The sequence below is a fragment of the Duganella sp. CF458 genome (assembly GCF_900113115.1).
GTDB lineage: Bacteria > Pseudomonadota > Gammaproteobacteria > Burkholderiales > Burkholderiaceae_D > Rugamonas.
Window position 1 is genome coordinate 534520 of the sequence record NZ_FOOF01000001.1, and the last position, 15974, is coordinate 550493.

The following is a 15974-nucleotide window of genomic DNA, read 5'->3' on the forward strand; positions in this document are numbered from 1 at the left end:
GGCGCCGCCGCCCACCGCCTGCGCCAATCCCCGGGCAGTGGCGCTGTTGCGGGCGCTGCGGGAGCGGCGGCGGGCGCGCGCATCGCATGCCCCTACGCGACCAATGGAATCACCCGGCGCGGCAGCACCGGCACCGTCGCCATGCCCGGCACATGTCCTGCCCCCGGCCCATCCTCCTCGAAGAAGAACTTCTCGCGCCCGAACGCGGGACGCAGCTGGTCGAACCAGGTCGCGGTAGGGTCGTACCTGGCATAGAACGGCTTGCGCACCCAATCCGCGTTGCGCGCCTGCAGGAACTGCAGCGCAAACACCTTCTCGCCGCCGATCTGCGCCACGCCGTCGATCACCACCTTGCCGGGGAAGGCGCTCATGGACGGTCCGCGCACCGTGCGCGCCAGGCCGGACACCATCTGGTAGGCCTGCTGGAACACCTCGTGCGCGCGCGCCAGGGGCAGCTGGAAATATTCGCGCGGCCCGGTATCGCGCTCCACAAACATGTAATACGGTATCGCTCCCAGCCTGACCCCGGTACGCCACAACTCAGCCCAACTGGCCGGGTCTTCGTTGATATGCCTGATCAAGGGCCCCTGCATGCGCAAGGTGGCACCGGTGCCGACAATCCTCTTGACCGCCTGCTGCGCCACCTCCTGCCGCAATTCCACGGCATGGTTGTAATGTCCCATGATCGCCATGTTCTTGCCGGCAGCGACCACACGCTCGAACAGGCGCAGCAAGTCGTCGGCATCGCGGTCGCTGACGTAGCGCTGCGGCCAATACGATACCGACTTGGTGCCGACACGGATATTCTGGATATGTTCCAGGCCCGGTCCCAGCAAGGGCGTGATGATCTCCTCCATCGACCGCGTATTCATGATCATCGGGTCGCCGCCCGTGATCAGCACGTCCGTCACATCCTTGTGCATCTTCAGGTACTCCACCAGCTCCGTGGTTTCACGCGCATCGAACTTCATGTCGTCCATGCCGACGAATTGCGGCCAGCGGAAACAGAAGGTGCAGTAGGCGTGGCACGTCTGGCCGGCGCTGGGGAAGAACAGCACCGTCTCCTTGTACTTGTGCTGCAAGCCGCGCAAGGGCGCATCGTTCACGCGCGGCACGTTGTGCGTCATCTGCCCTGCGGGATGGGGATTCATGCGCAGGCGGATCTGGCGCACCAGTTGTTGCGCGGCCGCGTCATCCCGCTTCACCAGCACCAGGTCGCGCAGCTGCCAGTACTCGTGCGCCGGCAGCATGTCGCGATGCGGGAACACCAGGCGGTAGATCGGATCGTCCGGGATATTGTCCCAGTCGATCAAGCGCTCCAGCACATACTGGTTGGTACGAAACGGCAGCACATGCGAGATGACCTGCACCGCCTCCTGCTGCTCAGGCGTCAGCAGTTCCCACTGCGGTGCCTGGCGGATGGTTTGGCGGGTATAAGGCTTGAACTTTGGCAGGGCATCGGCGGTCATGACGTACTCCTGGGTGGGTGGGCTAGGAGTTCATGATGGTCCGATTAAGAAAGCGCCTATTGCCGTAGCTCAATACCTGGCCGGAAAAATCCTACGAGCTTGCGTTTGCGCAATTCCCGACCGGGTGGGCAGACGTACAGTGGGGCTTCCCCCCACCCAAAGGAGCCCGGCATGAAACGCATCCTGACCGCAGCACTGCTCTGCCTCGCCATGACGGCTGCACTGGCCAGCGAACCGAACGAGAAAGACGCCATCGCCATGGTGGAAAAAGGCGCCGCCTTCATCAAGCAGCATGGCAAGGACAAGTTCATCGAGAAGGTCGCCGCCAAGGATCCCGAGTTCATCCAGGGCGCGCTGTACGTCGACATCCGCGACCTGCAGTCGGGCATCGTGCTGGCGCACCCGGTCAATCCCACCATCGTCGGCAAGGACCTGACCGACGTGCCCGATGCCAGCGGCAAGAAGTACCGGCGCGAGATCATCGAACTGGCCGCCAGGAAGGGCAAGGGCTGGGTCGACTACATGTACAAGAATCCCACCACCGGCAAGATCGAACCGAAGACCACCTATATCCAGCGCGTCGGCGACGCGGTGCTGGAAGCCGGCATCTACAAAAAGTAGGAGGCGAGCATGCTGAACCGACTGCGGATTGGACCCAAGCTGTTGTTGGCGCCGGGCGTGGTACTGGCGCTGCTGCTGGTGACAGCGGCCTGCGCCTGGTTCGGCATGGTGCGGCAGAACGCATCGATGGAAAACCTGGTGCAGTTGCGCGCTGCGCGGCTGCAGGCAGTGGCCGACGTGGCTGGCCAGGCGCGCATGGCGCACGCCAACATCTACCAGCTCCTGGCCTGGATCAACGGCAGCTTTGCGCAGGCCCGGCTCGATGCACTGACGGCGCAGATCCGCAACCGGCACGGCGCGGTCGGCACGCGGCTGGAGCAGTTGGGCCGCGGGGCGGCAACCGACGAGCGCGCCTTGCTGGCGGTGTCGCTGGAGGCGCTGGCCAGCTATCGCAAGGCAGTGCAGGAAACCATCGAGCTGGCGCAAGTGGACCAGTCGATTGCGACCAACGCGATGGCGAAGGCGGAGCGCCAGTTCGCGGCGCTGGACCAGCAGTTGTCGCAGCTGGCCGCGCTGGAGAAGGCGCTGAGCGAGGCGGCTTACGCGGGGGCGCGGCAGGAATTCCGATTGCTTGGCATGACGATGGCGGGCCTGCTGCTGCTGTCGGTGGCCTTGTCGCTGGCGGTATCGATGCTGGTGCGGCGCGCGCTGCTGCGCGATATCCATGCCATCGGCGATGGTGTGCGCAGCCTGGCGTCGGGACAGTTGGCGCCAAGGCCGCCGGCGCCCGGGCGCGATGAGATTGCCGATACCGCGCGGGCGCTGGATGGCAGCGTGGCCCAGCTGAACGGCACCATTCGCGCGATTCGCGGCGCGGTGCGGCAGATTGACCTGGCAGCACGCGAGATCGCAAGCGGGAACATGGATCTGTCGGCGCGCACAGAGTTGCAGGCAAGCTCGCTGGAGGAAACGGCCAGCGCGGTGGACAGCCTGGCGGCGGCCGTGCGCAGCAATGCGGAACATGCGCGCGAAGCCTGCCAGGTGGCCGCCAATGCCAACGAACTCGCGGCCCGTGGCGGTTCGGCGGTGTCGGATGCGGTACAGACCATGGAGGCGATCCGATCCTCGTCCCGCAAGATCGTCGAAATCATCGGGGTGATCGACGGCATCGCGTTCCAGACCAATATCCTGGCCCTGAATGCCGCGGTGGAAGCGGCGCGGGCGGGTGAGCAGGGCCGCGGTTTTGCCGTCGTGGCCGCCGAAGTGCGGACGCTGGCGCAGCGCAGCGGGACGGCGGCGCATGAAATCAAGGCCCTGATCAATGCCTCGGTGGCAACCATCGACCGCGGCGCGCAATCGGTAGGCGTGGCGGGCGGCAGCATGGGCGATATCGTGGCCTCGGTGCGGCAGGTCGGCGGCATTATCCAGCGCATCAGCGATGCCAGTGCGGAGCAGGCGCGCGGGATTACCGAGGTCAACCAGGCGGTCGGGCAGATTGACGATGTCACCCAGCAGAATGCCGCCCTGGTTGAACAGGCGGCAGCGGCAGCGGCCAGCCTGCAGGAGCAGGCGGCCGGGCTGGCGCAGGCGGTTGCCGTGTTCGAGCTGGGCGATGAGGCGTCAGCGGAAACGGCGGCAAGCCCGGTCGCCGCGGCCCGGGCCGGCCTGGCGCCCGATGATGGCGAACGGCGCGCGGCGGGCAGCCCGATGCGCGGGCGGCCAGGCTTAGCGGAATGGGCGGCTGACAAACGGCGAGCCGGCCAAGCCGAAGCGCCAAGGCACGTCCACCGCCTTTGAAATCCCGATGCGCGGCCCGACCACGACCTGCGCCCGCCCTTTGCGCGGCAGCAGTTCGAACGGCGCCGCGCCAAGCGACATGGCGTTCAGCTCACGCGTCACCCCCATCGCCTGCGCCAGGCGCCCCGGCCCGGAACACAGCAAGCGCAGGTCCTGCAGGCCGCGCCGCGCCTGCATCTGCTCGATGCCTTGCAGCGGCTCGATGGCGCGGATCAGCACCCCGGCCCCATGCCCCGCCTCTTGGCACACAAAGTTCATGCACCAGTGGATGCCGTGCGACAGGTAGACATAAGCATGGGCCGGCGGCCCGAACATGGCGAGATTGCGCGGCGTCTCGCCGACAAAGGCGTGCGAAGCCGGATCTTCCCGGTCGTACGCTTCCACCTCGACAATACGGCCGCCCACGCCATTGACGAGCACTGTCACACCGATCAGGCGGCGCGCCACTTGCTGTGCGGGCGCACTGAAATCGATACCGGCCAAAATGTGGGAAGACATGCTATCGATTGTAGCAACCCTGCCATTTATACATGAAAAAAAACCCATTCGTGCTGCGGGTTGCAGGCAAAAAACAGGCGATAATGGCGATGCCCGCCCAGCAGCACAACCCTCGAAGCAAAATGACAACAGCAGCAACCCGGCTCCCGGCCCACAATACGACCGCAGAAGACGCGCTGTTGCGCTCCATCCGCATCCCGCCGCGTCCCAGCCTGCTGGTCGACCTGCAGCGCGAACTGGCGCAAGCCGACCCCTCGCCGCGCGTGATTGCGACCATCATCGGCAACGACGTCGGCATGTCGGGCGCCCTGCTGAAACTGGCCAATTCGCCGTTCTATGGCGCGGCACGCAAGGCCAAATCGGTCGAGCAAGCCATCAACTTCCTCGGCATTAACCAGTGCGCCGCCATGCTGACCGGCATCCTGGCGCGCGAAGCCGTGGGCGCCAACAACCCGTCCCTGAACCAGTTCTGGGAAGTGTCGTCCTGCCGCGCCCAGGCCCTGGTCTTCATTTCGCGCAAGCTGCGCCTGGCGCCACCCGATATCGCCCACACCTTCGGCCTGTTCTGCGACATCGGCATCCCGATCCTGATGGCGCGCTTCGACGATTACGGCCAGACCCTGGACATCTGCAACGGCGCCGCCACCCGCAAGTTCACCGACATCGAAGACGCGCGCCACAACACCAACCACGCCGCCATCGGCTGCCTGCTGGCGCGCAACTGGGGCCTGTCGCCGGACGTGTCCTGGGCCATCCTGCACCATCACGATTACGAAGTGCTGGGCGACGACGCCACCGACGACGCCATCCGCTCGCTGGTGGCCAGCGCGGTGCTGGCCGAACGCGCCATCCAGCGCTACCACGGCAACAGCGCTGCGCTGGAATGGGAAAAAGGCGGCGACGCTGCCTGCCGCCACCTCGGCATGAACGAGGACGAAACCGCCGACCTGCTGGACGAACTGCACGAAACCTTCCACATTGAACACTGAGCCGCATGCCAAAGACCAACAACAAGCGCCCAGCACCACGCAAGCCGACTACCCCGCCCGCCGACAAAGATGAAACCCTGAGCCAGGAACTGTTCAGCCTCGCGCTGGCACAGGAAGACGACCTGCGCCACGCCGTGCGGCGCTACCTGCGCCAGGGCAAGGACGCCATCCTGTACGGCGCCATCGAGCTGGCGCGCGGCGAAGACGCCGACGCCTACCGCACGCTGAAGGAAGCCATCGAGGAAGACGCCGGCACCGTCCTGCTGCGCAAGGGCGACGGGCCGGACATGGAAATCAACGCCTTCGCCATTCCCTTGTTCGTGCACAGCCAGGGCGGCCTGCGCGAAACGGAAGGCTTTCTGGATGAAGAGGCGTATGCGGCCCTGCTGGACAGTTTTACCAGGGCCGGCCTGGAAAGCCCCAGAGCCAAGGTAGTGCTGGTGCAGCATGCCTACGACCAGGCCGAGATGGAAGGCATCAGCGCCAGCCAGTTGAACGCCATGGTGCATGAAGCGGCAGCGGCCATGCTGGACAAGAAAGTGGCGGACGCCCCGGCCCTGCTGCGCAGCATCGCCGGCTGGCAGCCATCGGCCTTCGGCGCCGACGACGAAGCGGTCGAATTGCGCTTCCTGCTCGGTTTCGCCCTGAAGCGCGCCGACGACCCGTTCTACGCCATGCCGGCCGCCGGCAAGAAGCAGGACGCCTGGTTCGACGCGCGCATGCACCGTTACCAGGATTGGACCGTGTCCGCCGCGCCGCTGGTACAGCGTTGCCTGGCCGGCGCCGCCCGTGCCGCCGGACTGCGCCTGAACTTCCTGTACCAGGACCTGTTCCATGGCGCCCTGCAGCAGGGCAAGTCCGAGCATTGGATGCTGGCCATGATGGCCGGATTCGGCGCCGCGCTGGACAGCCAGGGCGCGGCCCGTGCCGTCATCACCCTGGTGGAAACCGATGAAGATGCCGCCCTCGGCGTGCAGTTGATCGGCGCGGCCGGCGAACTGGCGCATGCCGACCGCCGCCTCGACATCGGCGCCGATGTGGAAGCGGAAATCGACGACTTGCGCGACGCCCTGGCCACCCTGGGAATCGACGACGTCAGCGTTGAATTGACAGCCCCCTGAGACACGCACATACTTGTTTCATAGAGGTGAGGAGACGCCACCATGAAACTACTGTCAACATTGATTTTTGCGGCATTGCTGGCCGGCTGCGCAAGCGGTCCGCCGGCGATTCAGACGCCTGAGCGCACGCTCTTTACCGACGCGGCTTTCCGCAAACCGGCCGGCATGATCACCCCGGCGCAAGTGTTCGAGCTGTCGCCGGAGATGAAAGCGTATGCGGGCAAGATCCGCGCAACGCTTGGCAGCAAATCCAGGCACCAGGCGCTGTATGAAGCGCTGTATCATCGCGACCAGCTCCGCCTCGAGTACGACTCCGAAACCACGCGCACGGCCGCCCAGGCCTTTGAAGCCCGCGCGGGCAACTGCATGTCGCTGGTGATCATGACTGCCGCCTTTGCCCGGGAACTGGGACTGGAGGTGCAATTCCAGCGCATCACCAGTGAAGACACCTGGAGCCGTTCCGGCTCCTTGTACTTCAGCAGCGGCCACGTCAACCTGGTACTGAGCAAGCCCAAGACCGAAGCAGCGCGCACCTACGACACAGCCCAATCGGTAACCATCGACTTCCTGCCGCCGCCGGATGCCGAATTGATGCCGACCGAAGTCATTTCGGAACGCACCGTGGTGGCCATGTACATGAATAACCGCGCTGCGGAAACGCTGGTGCAGGGCAAGCTGGATGAGGCTTACTGGTGGGCCCGCGCCGCCATCGAATACGAGCCCAATTTCCTGATGGGGTACAACACCCTGTCCACCATTTACCAGCGTCACGGCAACATACACCTGGCCGAAAGCACGCTGCGCTTCGCCCACCAGCACGACCCGCTCAATACGGTCATCCTGTTCAACCTGTCCGAAGTGACCAATGCGCTCGGCAAGAGCGAGGAATCGGCCAGGTACAAAGCCGAGCTGGCGCGCCTGGAACCGTATCCGCCGTTCCACTTCTTCCACATCGGCCAGAAAGCCATGGCCGATGGCGACTACCAGAAGGCACGCTCGATGTTCGTGCGGGAAGTGCAGCGCGCGCCGTATTACCACGAGTTCCACTTCTGGCTGGCCAAGGCCGCCTTCCTGCTCGGTAACCTGAAGGAAGCCGACAAACATATGGCACTGGCCTTGATGAATAGCACCACGCGCGGCGACAGCGCCATCTACGCCGGCAAACTGGCCAACCTGCGCCTGTACGAATCGCGAGCCCGTCTTCGACCGGGAGAAATCTAAATAAGCCGACAACCCGGTGCCAGCGCCTGGCACCGCCATCTATAAGCCCATGCTCTCAAAACTCAGTCCCCTCGCCCTTTCCCTTGCACTGGCCTTCGCAGGCGCCGCCCAGGCGGCGCCTGATGAAAAACCGGACCTCCGTTCCAGCTACACCAAATACGAATTCCGCATCCCCATGCGCGATGGCGTGCGCCTGTTCACGGCCGTGTATGTGCCCAAGGATGCCGGCAAGACCTATCCCTTCCTGATCGAGCGCACGCCTTACAGTGCCGGCGTAAACGTCAACGGCCAGCTGCAGTATGGTCCTGACTTCTTCCCGCGCCGCCTGGGCCCTGCGGCCGATTTCAGCGAAGCCGGCTACATCTTCGTCAAGCAGGACGTGCGCGGCCGCTATATGTCCGAAGGCAAGTGGCAGGAAATGACGCCGCACGCCAAGACGGCGCTGGAAGCGGGCGAAGGCAACGAAAGCCGCGACATGCACGACACCGTCGACTGGCTGCTCAAGCACGTGGCCAACAACAACGGCAAGGTCGGCATCTACGGCATCAGCTATCCCGGCTTCTACACCGCGGCCAGCATCATCGATTCACACCCCGCGATCAAAGCCGCCTCGCCACAGGCGCCAGTCACCGACCTGTTCATGGGCGACGATTCCTACCATGGCGGTGCCTTCATGCTGGCGGCGAATTTCGACTTCTATGCCGCCTTTACGGAAGAAAAGAATCCCTCGCCCCTGCCCAAGACCTGGACCGATTTCGATTACGGCACCACCAGCGGCTACGACTACTTCCTGCAGCGCCTGACGCTGTCCAAGATCCTGGCCGGCATGCAGCCCAAGCAGCTCGCCTATCTGAAGCCGACCATCGACCACGACACTTACGACGAGTTCTGGAAAGCGCGCAACCTGGCGCCGCACATGAAGAACGTCAAGGCGGCCGTGATGACGGTCGGCGGCTGGTTCGATGCGGAGGATCCGGCCGGCCCGTTCTCCATCTATCGCGCGGTAGGCAAGCACAACCCGGGCATCTACAACGGCCTGGTGATCGGCCCATGGTCGCACGGCGGCTGGGCCGGTGGCGAAGGCAAGCGCCTGGGCCATGTGCAATTCGACAGCAAGACCAGCGAGCATTTCAACAAGAAGCTGCTGTTCCCCTTCTTCGAGGAACAGTTGAAGGGCGTCAAACCGGCGCAGCCGATTGCCGCCGTCAACACGTTTGAGACCGGCACCAATGTCTGGCGCCAGTACAGCGCCTGGCCGCCGGTGCAGGCCAAGGCAAAAACGCTTTACCTGGGCCCGAACGGCACCCTGAGCTGGACCCAACCCGCAGCCGGCACGGGCTTCGATGAATACGTCAGCGATCCACGCAAGCCGGTGCCATACATCGGCTACCCGGCCACCGGCGTGCCGCGCGAATATATGGTGTCGGACCAACGCTTTGCCTCAAGCCGCCCGGACGTGCTGGTGTACCAGAGCGAAGTGCTGGAAGAAGACGTGACCATCGCCGGCCCGGTGACGCCCAAGCTGTTCGTCTCGACCACCGGCACGGACAGCGATTTCGTGGTCAAGCTGATCGACGTCTACCCGACCGACTATCCGCAGGAGAAAGAGGAAGAGAAGCACAAGGACGTGGCACCGCCTTCAATCAAAATGGGCGGCTACCAGCAACTGGTGCGTGGAAATCCGCTGCGCGGCAAGTTCCGCAACAGCTTCGAAAAGCCCGAACCTTTCGTGCCAGGCAAGGTAGAGCCGCTCAGCTACCAACTGGGCGACGTGCAGCACACCTTCCGCCGCGGCCACCGCATCATGGTGCATGTGCAGAGCAGCTGGTTCCCGCTGGTCGACCTGAACCCGCAGACATTCACCAACATCCCGAACGCCAAGCCGGAAGACTTCGTGAAGGCCACCCAGCGCGTCTACCATGCGCCCGGAACGGCGTCCGGCTTGCAGCTGATGGTGATGCCTTAAGCGGGGGCTTAGCAGCTCTCGTATTTCCAGTGCCGCTTCTTGCCCTCGGCAATCCATTCGACCGCCTGGGCCATGCGTTTGTCGCGCGTGGCCTCGGTCTTGGCTTCGGTCAGCCAGTCGCAGTAATCGCGCTTGGCGCTGGTTGAGAATTCGTTAAAGACTTCGTAAGCGGCGGGATTGTCCTCCAGCGCCGCGATGAAGTAGTCCGGCACCACCAGCTCGCGCGGCGCCGCCCTGGCCCGCGCGACCTTCACACCTTGCTCATTGAGCTTCATCGCCTTCTTGATGTACGCAGTCAGTTCTTTCTTCGGCGGCAAGTCCTTGACGGAGGTAATCCGGCCGAACTGGCCCATGGCTTCCTTGCCCTTGTCATTCTCCGCCGCGATCAGCAATTCGGCTTTCCAGAAATTCAGAGCGCAATGCTGCTTGAAGGCTGCGAAACTGCAGACAATCCCGTGGTAGTCGAAATTCGGCATGCTCCACTTGATGGTTTCCTGCACCTCCGGGCAAGCCGCGTGAATCACCTCGCGCAGGTGCGTCAGGATAGGCTGGGCGAAGCCGGCCGCATTGGCGATGTACTCGTCGACGCGCGGATCGGTAGTGGGCATGGTCATCCTCATAAATGTGTTGCCGCAATCTGACATAGGTGCGTTGCATAACGCAGTTTGCTCAGCATTAGGAGCATACTAAAACACTTGACGTCCTCCCCGTCCTAAAGGGCGGGAATTCCTGCAGCCAGCGTCGCACGTCCGCGACGGAGAATGTTTTTCGCAGCGTTTAGATCGCGATCATGTACTGCACCGCAATCACTGCATGCCCATTCCCTTATTCCAAGGCCTGCGATACCTCTCGGCCGCGAGTCGGGCAGGGCGCCACAATTCGAGCAGGTCTGGGTGGTAAAGCGTTCGTCCACCTCCACATACCGTGCGCCATGCTTAACAGCCTTGTACGCCAGCATTTTCCGGAAGGACGACCAGCCTGCATCCAACACGGACTTCGCCAGGCTGGTTTGGGCGAGTCCGGCGGCATTGATATTGCCGACAACGATATGGTCAAAAGAACGCGCAATCTGCAGCGACGCGTTATGCAGAGAATCGAGCCGGCGGCGCGCCGTATAGGCATGGATGGCCTTGATCCTGCGCCGTTTATGCGCGCGCTGCGCGGCCGCGAGCGCCGCTTCGGCCTTGCGATAGAAGCCAGGTGCAGAAATCCTATTCGCATCAGACAGTACGGCCAGGTCTTTCAAACCCAAGTCAATGCCGACTCCATGATCGATCGGTCGCACTGGCGATTCGGCAACCTCAATCACGATATTGAGGAACCAGTTGCCGCGGCTGTCTTGCGAAAAGCAGGTGCCATCCTTGATCTTGCCCTCGGGAAGAGGCCGCGAGTTGAACACGCGGAAGGTATGTCCAGCAAAGCGAAACGCATCGCCTTCCCGGTGCAAGTCGCGCCCCTTGATCCAAGGTCGCTCGAATCGCAAGGCATCTTTCTGCCGGTCGTTGCAGTAATTCCAGACGAAATTCACCGCACGGCACCATTGATTAAGCAGTCCGCTCAACGACTTCACACGATAGCGAAAGACGAGAATCATACTGTAATTTTATACAGCATTTCGCAAATCTCAAGGAGAGCGATTGCTACGCAGTCGGCTCCTTTCACTCCCCGCCCTGAAGGGCGGGATTTCTCGGAGCAACCCTGATGAACAATTCACGCAAAGTGGCCGCCGCCGCTGGCGCCGTGGGATTCGTATGGGCTGGGTTGACCGCCCTTCTCATGGCCGGCCAGCGCAAACTGCTGTTCAATCCCACCGTCAAGCGCGAGGTGCAAAGCCCGCGCAGCAGCGGCCACCGCACGCGCGCGATCGTGTTGCGCGGCGACGACGGGACGCGCCTTGCGGGCTGGCTGATGACGCCGCGCGAGCCCGGCGTACGGCCCGCGGTGGTGTATTTCGGCGGACGCTCGGAGGAAGTGTCATGGCTGGTACGCGACGCCGGCAACCTGTTCCCCGGCATGACGGTACTGACGCTGAATTACCGCGGCTACGGCGACTCGCACGGCGAGCCTGGCGAAGAAATGCTGGTGGCCGACGCCTGCATGCAGCTTGACTGGCTATGTAAACACCACAAGGTCGACCCGACCCGCATCGCGGTGGTCGGGCGCAGCCTTGGCTCTGGCGTAGCGGTGCAGTTGGCGATGCGGCGCCGGGTGCAGGCTACGGTGCTGATCACGCCTTACGATTCGATCCTGGCGCTGGCGCAGCGCAAATTCCCTGCCCTGCCGGTGTCAATGCTGCTGCAGCATCGCTTCGAATCGGTCAAGCACGCGACGCAACTGGCTGCGCCGACCTACGTGCTGCGCGCGGCCAGCGACGATATCGTGCCGCATTCGCACACCAATGAGCTGGTCAGCAAGCTGAGCTGCCTGCACCACGACGAAATCATTCCCGATTCCGACCACCTGAATATCCCCTACCTGCCAGCCACGCAGCAGAAGATCGCCACCTTCCTTCAGTCGCAGTTCACGCAGGCGGCTTGAATACAGTGCGGAAGGCGCGCATCGCGGCCGGGTGGCCGATGGTCATATGGGTTTCCTCCAGCATCGGCGTCATTTGCCAGCGCAATCCTTCAATCTTTGCGCCGACCAGCGCATCTTCCAACTGCTTCGCCAGCTCGGGTTGGCCCTTTTCGCCGCTGCTGGCAATGAACAGGGTCTTGTCCAGGCGCTTGCGCTTGCGCAGCGTGTCGCCGGTAGTCTTCAGCAGATGGCGGTTGTTCCACCATAGGGTTGGATCGATGGCAATGAAGGTGTCGAACATCCCAGGCGCCTGCAGGAAGGTCTCCAGCACGAACATGCCGGCCAGCGACTCACCGATCAAGGCGGTTTCACCGGTGGTGCTGTAGCGGGCTTTCACCTGTGGCATCAACTCTTCGTGGATGAAGCGGCGGAACGCGGCCGAGCCACCGACCACCGGGGCAATTTTCCTGTCTTCCGCGTTATCGCTGGGGGCCGTCATGTCCCGGCGGCGCTGGGTATTCTCTATCCCTACCAGCATGAAGGAACGCATCACCAGGCTCGCTACCGAGATTTGCAGCAGGCCCGCCGTGTGGACGAAATCTTCCGCGACGCCGCCGTCGAGCATGAACAGCACCGGCAACGGCGCATCCGGCTTCACGTTCCAGGCGCGCGCCGAGTATACGTTGATGCGGCGCGTTTCACCGAGGATCTTCGACTCCATCGTGAAGGTTTCACCGATCGCCAGCGGCGCGGCGGGCGTCGCGCCCAAGGACGCGCCCTGAGGCGCCTGCTCTCCGGCCCTTGCCATGGCGGCGGCCAACGCCCCCGCCGCCATTCCCAACACCTGCCTCCTGCTTGCCATACCTTCTCCTTAGAACGTGAGACAGCCCCGGTACGCGCGCGGCGCGACCACGGACAAATAACCATGCACCGCCTGCCGCACCAGCGCCCGCAGCGCAGCCGCATCGGGCCGTTCCGAGCGCGCCATCAAGGACTGCGACACCAGGCTGTAAGCGATGGCGTGCGCTGCGAAGGCAGCATCAGCCAGCGCGGCCTCGGCCGGCCAGTCAGCGCCGGCGCCAAGGCCGCGCTCCCACAGCGCGACGAACTCCCGATACAGCTCACGGAATGCCTCCGGCTTCGAGACCTGGCGCTCCAGGTGGAACAAAGCGGCCCACTGTTCGGGTTCCGCCAGGGGCGCCTGCAGTTGCGCTTCCAGTAGCGCATCGACCCGTTCGGGCAGTGCCAGGCCGGCTGCCGCTTGCGCCGATTTTTCCAATGCTCCGGCAATGGCCCGCACCCGCTGGCGGATGCTGACCGCCGCCAGCGCTTCCTTGCTGGCGAAGTACTCGTAAAAGCTGCCCGCGCCGACACCCGCCAGCGCCAACACCTGGCGGATGCTCACTTGCGCATAGCCCTTCTCGACCAGCAATTGCATGAAGGCCTGTTCGATGGCCTGCGCCGTGGCCCGCGCGCGGGACTGTATCGGTTTTCGCCGCTTCGGCGCAACGGAAGGTGGTACATGCATGGTCGGAACCCGAACACCCAGGAAAGCGCCGAGCATTACACTTTCTTGTACATTAATCAAGGAGCTGTGCCGCAATGGATAACCTGACCCATGAACTAAAAGGCTATAACCTGTACACCAGCGACCTCGCGCTGCAGGAGGGCATCCGCCGCGCCGGTGCCGGCACCCACGAAGCCGAGCTGGAAGCCTACGGCGCCCTGTTAGGCAGCGAGGCCACGATCCGCATGGCGGAAGACGCCAACCACTTCAAACCCGAACTACTTACCTTTGACCGCCAGGGCCGCCGCATCGACCGCGTCGAGTTCCATCCGGCCTGGCACGGCATGATGCGCATGGCGCGCGAACAGGGCATGATCACCCAACCATTCTCCGACTCGCGGCCCGGTGCCTGGGCTGCTTACGCGGCGACCTTCTCGATGCACCACCAGGTCGAGTCCGGCAGCCAGTGTCCGCATTCGATGACACTGGCTTGCGTGCCCGTGCTGCGCCAGGAGCCGGAACTGTTCGAGGCGCTGGCCCCCAAGCTGTTCTCACGCACCTACGACCCGCGCGACATCCCTCTAGAGCAAAAGGAGTCGATCCTGGTCGGCATGGGCATGACCGAAAAACAGGGCGGTTCGGACCTGCGCACCAACACAACGCGCGCCGAGCCGGTAGCCGGCGGCTACGAGCTGACCGGCCACAAATGGTTCTTCTCAGCGCCGATGTGCGATGCCCACCTGGTATTGGCCCGCACCGACGGTGGCTTGTCCTGCTTCTTCGTGCCGCGCTACCGGCCGGACGGCAGCAAGAATGCGGTGCTGGTCCAACGCCTGAAGGAGAAGGTCGGCAACCGCTCCAACGCCAGCAGCGAAGTCGAGTTCCATGGCGCGTGGGGGCACCTGGTCGGCCAGGAAGGGCGCGGCATCCCGACCATCATCGAAATGGCCAATATCACGCGGCTGAACTGCGTGATGGGCGCGGCGAGCCTGATGCGCCAGTGCGTGGTGCAGGCGATCCACCATTCGCGCCAGCGGAACGCCTTTGGCAAGCGGCTGGTCGAACAGCCGCTGATGCAGAATGTGCTGGCCGATATGGCGCTGGAAAGCGAGGCCGCCACGCAATTGATGATGCGCATGGCTGAAGCCTTCGAGCGCGACAACTCCCCGCTGGAGCGCGCTTACCAGCGCATTGTCACCCCGGCCGGCAAGCTGTGGACCACCAAGCGCTCGATTGAACTGTCGGCGGAGGCGATGGAAGTCTTTGGCGGCAACGGTTACATGGATGAAGGGCCGATGGGACGCCTGTACCGCGAAACGCCGGTGCTGTCGATCTGGGAAGGCTCCGGCAACGTGATGGCGCTCGACCTGCTGCGCGCCATCGCCCGCGAACCGGAAGCAATGGCCGCACTGCTGGCCGATCTGCAAGACGGCTGCCACGCCGATGCCGCGCTACGCCCGCACATCGAGGAGCTTGGCCGCCTGCTGGACGACTCGGTCACCCAGGAAACCCTGGCCCGCCGCAACGCGCAATCGTTGGTCCTGTTGATCCAGGCCCGCCTGCTGCGCGAGCGCGCCCCGGCCGCCATCGCCGACGCCTTCATCGCCAGCCGCTTCGACAACGCACACGGCCGCATCTACGGCACGCTGCCCGGCACCACCGCCCTGCCCGCCATCATCGACCGCGCCTGGCCGGTGTAGCGCGGGCCGCGGCCCGGCTTCCGGTATAATCCTGCCCCATGAACGATACTACCCGCCCAGAACTCCCGGACCACCTGTCGATCGACCCGCGCAGCCCGCACCACGTGGCTGCCGTGTTCGAGCACGACATTGGCATCAATTTCAACGACAAAGAACGCTTTGACGTTGAGGAATACTGCATCAGCGAAGGCTGGATCAAAGTCCAGCACGCGACGGCCAAAGACCGCCGCGGCCAGCCGATGCTGATCAAGCTGAAAGGCAAGGTAGACGCGTTCTACCGCTGATATTCCTCCCCGGGCCAGCCTTCGCTGGCCTTTTTCATGGCTAACAGGCCATGCCCTACTGCCGCGCCGGCCCGCAGCGCAGCGGCGATAAAGACCACTTCCGCAATTTCCTGCCGCGTGGCGCCCGCCGCGACAGCGTTTTTCGTGTGCACGTCGATGCAATACGTGCACTGCGTCGTCAGCGCCACCCCGATCGATACCAGCTCGCGGTATTTGGCGGGTATTGCCCCGTCTTCGCGCTCTGCCGCTGCCTTCAGGCCCAGGAAGGCTTTCGCCTCCTGCGGCGCGAACTGGATCAGGTCTTTTGAGTACTTCAGGTCGTCCATCATGTCTCCTTCGCTGGT

16 protein-coding genes are annotated in these 15974 nt (G+C 63.8%); 9 read left to right on the forward strand and 7 right to left on the reverse strand.

The genetic code is table 11. The annotated features are described in order from the left end of the window. Positions 1-92 precede the first annotated feature (92 nt). Complete coding sequence (locus tag BM269_RS02400) at positions 93-1469, reverse strand: KamA family radical SAM protein (RefSeq protein WP_229204462.1); 1377 nt, start codon at positions 1467-1469, stop codon at positions 93-95. A gap of 171 nt (positions 1470-1640) precedes the next feature. Here BM269_RS02400 and BM269_RS02405 point away from each other — a divergent pair, with 171 nt between their 5' ends. Together BM269_RS02405 and BM269_RS02410 are read left to right on the forward strand one after the other, a co-directional pair. Beyond that, a complete protein-coding gene (locus tag BM269_RS02405; RefSeq protein ID WP_090435415.1) occupies positions 1641-2090 on the forward strand; it encodes a cache domain-containing protein in 450 nt (149 codons plus the stop codon). Positions 2091-2099: 9 nt separating this feature from the next. After that, positions 2100-3827, forward strand: a complete 1728-nt coding sequence (locus tag BM269_RS02410) for a methyl-accepting chemotaxis protein (protein WP_090435418.1) — start codon at positions 2100-2102, stop codon at positions 3825-3827. Here BM269_RS02410 and BM269_RS02415 read toward each other — a convergent pair. After that, positions 3756-4325 (reverse strand): DNA-3-methyladenine glycosylase, encoded by a 570-nt coding sequence (locus BM269_RS02415; RefSeq protein WP_090435420.1) that lies wholly within the window; start codon positions 4323-4325, stop codon positions 3756-3758. The two genes, BM269_RS02410 and BM269_RS02415, sit on opposite strands and share 72 nt — an antisense overlap. 122 nt (positions 4326-4447) lie before the next feature. On the opposite strand from BM269_RS02415, the gene BM269_RS02420 reads away from it, so the two are divergent. The 4 genes from BM269_RS02420 to BM269_RS02435 are packed head-to-tail and all read left to right on the forward strand — an operon-like array spanning position 4448 to position 9622. Next, positions 4448-5314 carry an HDOD domain-containing protein gene (locus BM269_RS02420; RefSeq protein WP_090435425.1) on the forward strand — a complete coding sequence of 289 codons (867 nt, stop codon included), beginning with the start codon at positions 4448-4450 and terminating at the stop codon, positions 5312-5314. Positions 5315-5319: 5 nt separating this feature from the next. Beyond that, entirely contained in the window at positions 5320-6435 is a 1116-nt protein-coding gene (locus BM269_RS02425) for a hypothetical protein (RefSeq protein WP_090435426.1), read from the forward strand. Between the two features lie 42 nt (positions 6436-6477). Next, positions 6478-7656, forward strand: a complete 1179-nt coding sequence (locus BM269_RS02430; protein WP_090435427.1) for a tetratricopeptide repeat protein — start codon at positions 6478-6480, stop codon at positions 7654-7656. A 49-nt stretch (positions 7657-7705) separates the two neighbouring features. Next, on the forward strand, positions 7706-9622 hold the full coding sequence (locus BM269_RS02435; RefSeq protein ID WP_090435584.1) for a CocE/NonD family hydrolase: 1917 nt from the start codon (positions 7706-7708) through the stop codon (positions 9620-9622). An 8-nt stretch (positions 9623-9630) separates the two neighbouring features. Here the strand turns inward: BM269_RS02435 and BM269_RS02440 are convergent, their stop codons facing one another. Both BM269_RS02440 and BM269_RS02445 read right to left on the reverse strand, forming a co-directional pair. Further along, positions 9631-10230: a YdeI/OmpD-associated family protein gene (locus tag BM269_RS02440; protein ID WP_090435585.1), complete on the reverse strand. Its 600-nt coding sequence runs from the start codon at positions 10228-10230 to the stop codon at positions 9631-9633. A 104-nt stretch (positions 10231-10334) separates the two neighbouring features. Then, positions 10335-11216 (reverse strand): RNA-guided endonuclease InsQ/TnpB family protein, encoded by an 882-nt coding sequence (locus BM269_RS02445; RefSeq protein ID WP_090435428.1) that lies wholly within the window; start codon positions 11214-11216, stop codon positions 10335-10337. A gap of 107 nt (positions 11217-11323) precedes the next feature. Here BM269_RS02445 and BM269_RS02450 point away from each other — a divergent pair, with 107 nt between their 5' ends. Continuing rightward, the gene (locus BM269_RS02450; protein ID WP_090435429.1) at positions 11324-12160 is read left to right on the forward strand and encodes an alpha/beta hydrolase; all 837 of its coding nucleotides are present in this window, start codon (positions 11324-11326) and stop codon (positions 12158-12160) included. Here the strand turns inward: BM269_RS02450 and BM269_RS02455 are convergent. After that, complete coding sequence (locus tag BM269_RS02455) at positions 12144-13001, reverse strand: alpha/beta hydrolase (protein ID WP_090435430.1); 858 nt, start codon at positions 12999-13001, stop codon at positions 12144-12146. The genes BM269_RS02450 and BM269_RS02455 overlap by 17 nt on opposite strands. Before the next feature lie 9 nt (positions 13002-13010). After that, entirely contained in the window at positions 13011-13667 is a 657-nt protein-coding gene (locus BM269_RS02460) for a TetR/AcrR family transcriptional regulator (protein WP_090435586.1), read from the reverse strand. Between the two features lie 74 nt (positions 13668-13741). Between BM269_RS02460 and BM269_RS02465 the strand changes: the two genes are divergently transcribed. Further along, positions 13742-15346 carry an acyl-CoA dehydrogenase family protein gene (locus BM269_RS02465; RefSeq protein WP_090435431.1) on the forward strand — a complete coding sequence of 535 codons (1605 nt, stop codon included), beginning with the start codon at positions 13742-13744 and terminating at the stop codon, positions 15344-15346. A gap of 38 nt (positions 15347-15384) precedes the next feature. Next, on the forward strand, positions 15385-15630 hold the full coding sequence (locus BM269_RS02470) for a DUF3297 family protein (RefSeq protein ID WP_090435432.1): 246 nt from the start codon (positions 15385-15387) through the stop codon (positions 15628-15630). On the opposite strand, the gene BM269_RS02475 is transcribed toward BM269_RS02470, so the two are convergent. After that, positions 15621-15959, reverse strand: coding sequence for a carboxymuconolactone decarboxylase family protein (locus BM269_RS02475; RefSeq protein WP_090435433.1), 339 nt, complete (start codon positions 15957-15959; stop codon positions 15621-15623). The genes BM269_RS02470 and BM269_RS02475 overlap by 10 nt on opposite strands. Between the last annotated feature and the right edge of the window lie 15 nt (positions 15960-15974).

Coding starts and splice junctions, on each gene's coding strand:
- BM269_RS02430 (WP_090435427.1), top strand. CDS start 6,478: ATGAAACTACTGTCAACATTGATTTTTGCGGCATTGCTGGCCGGCTGC.
- BM269_RS02465 (WP_090435431.1), top strand. CDS start 13,742: ATGGATAACCTGACCCATGAACTAAAAGGCTATAACCTGTACACCAGC.
- BM269_RS02455 (WP_090435430.1), bottom strand. CDS start 13,001: ATGGCAAGCAGGAGGCAGGTGTTGGGAATGGCGGCGGGGGCGTTGGCC.
- BM269_RS02400 (WP_229204462.1), bottom strand. CDS start 1,469: ATGACCGCCGATGCCCTGCCAAAGTTCAAGCCTTATACCCGCCAAACC.
- BM269_RS02475 (WP_090435433.1), bottom strand. CDS start 15,959: ATGATGGACGACCTGAAGTACTCAAAAGACCTGATCCAGTTCGCGCCG.
- BM269_RS02460 (WP_090435586.1), bottom strand. CDS start 13,667: ATGCATGTACCACCTTCCGTTGCGCCGAAGCGGCGAAAACCGATACAG.
- BM269_RS02425 (WP_090435426.1), top strand. CDS start 5,320: ATGCCAAAGACCAACAACAAGCGCCCAGCACCACGCAAGCCGACTACC.
- BM269_RS02420 (WP_090435425.1), top strand. CDS start 4,448: ATGACAACAGCAGCAACCCGGCTCCCGGCCCACAATACGACCGCAGAA.
- BM269_RS02435 (WP_090435584.1), top strand. CDS start 7,706: ATGCTCTCAAAACTCAGTCCCCTCGCCCTTTCCCTTGCACTGGCCTTC.
- BM269_RS02440 (WP_090435585.1), bottom strand. CDS start 10,230: ATGCCCACTACCGATCCGCGCGTCGACGAGTACATCGCCAATGCGGCC.
- BM269_RS02405 (WP_090435415.1), top strand. CDS start 1,641: ATGAAACGCATCCTGACCGCAGCACTGCTCTGCCTCGCCATGACGGCT.
- BM269_RS02410 (WP_090435418.1), top strand. CDS start 2,100: ATGCTGAACCGACTGCGGATTGGACCCAAGCTGTTGTTGGCGCCGGGC.
- BM269_RS02450 (WP_090435429.1), top strand. CDS start 11,324: ATGAACAATTCACGCAAAGTGGCCGCCGCCGCTGGCGCCGTGGGATTC.
- BM269_RS02470 (WP_090435432.1), top strand. CDS start 15,385: ATGAACGATACTACCCGCCCAGAACTCCCGGACCACCTGTCGATCGAC.
- BM269_RS02445 (WP_090435428.1), bottom strand. CDS start 11,216: ATGATTCTCGTCTTTCGCTATCGTGTGAAGTCGTTGAGCGGACTGCTT.
- BM269_RS02415 (WP_090435420.1), bottom strand. CDS start 4,325: ATGTCTTCCCACATTTTGGCCGGTATCGATTTCAGTGCGCCCGCACAG.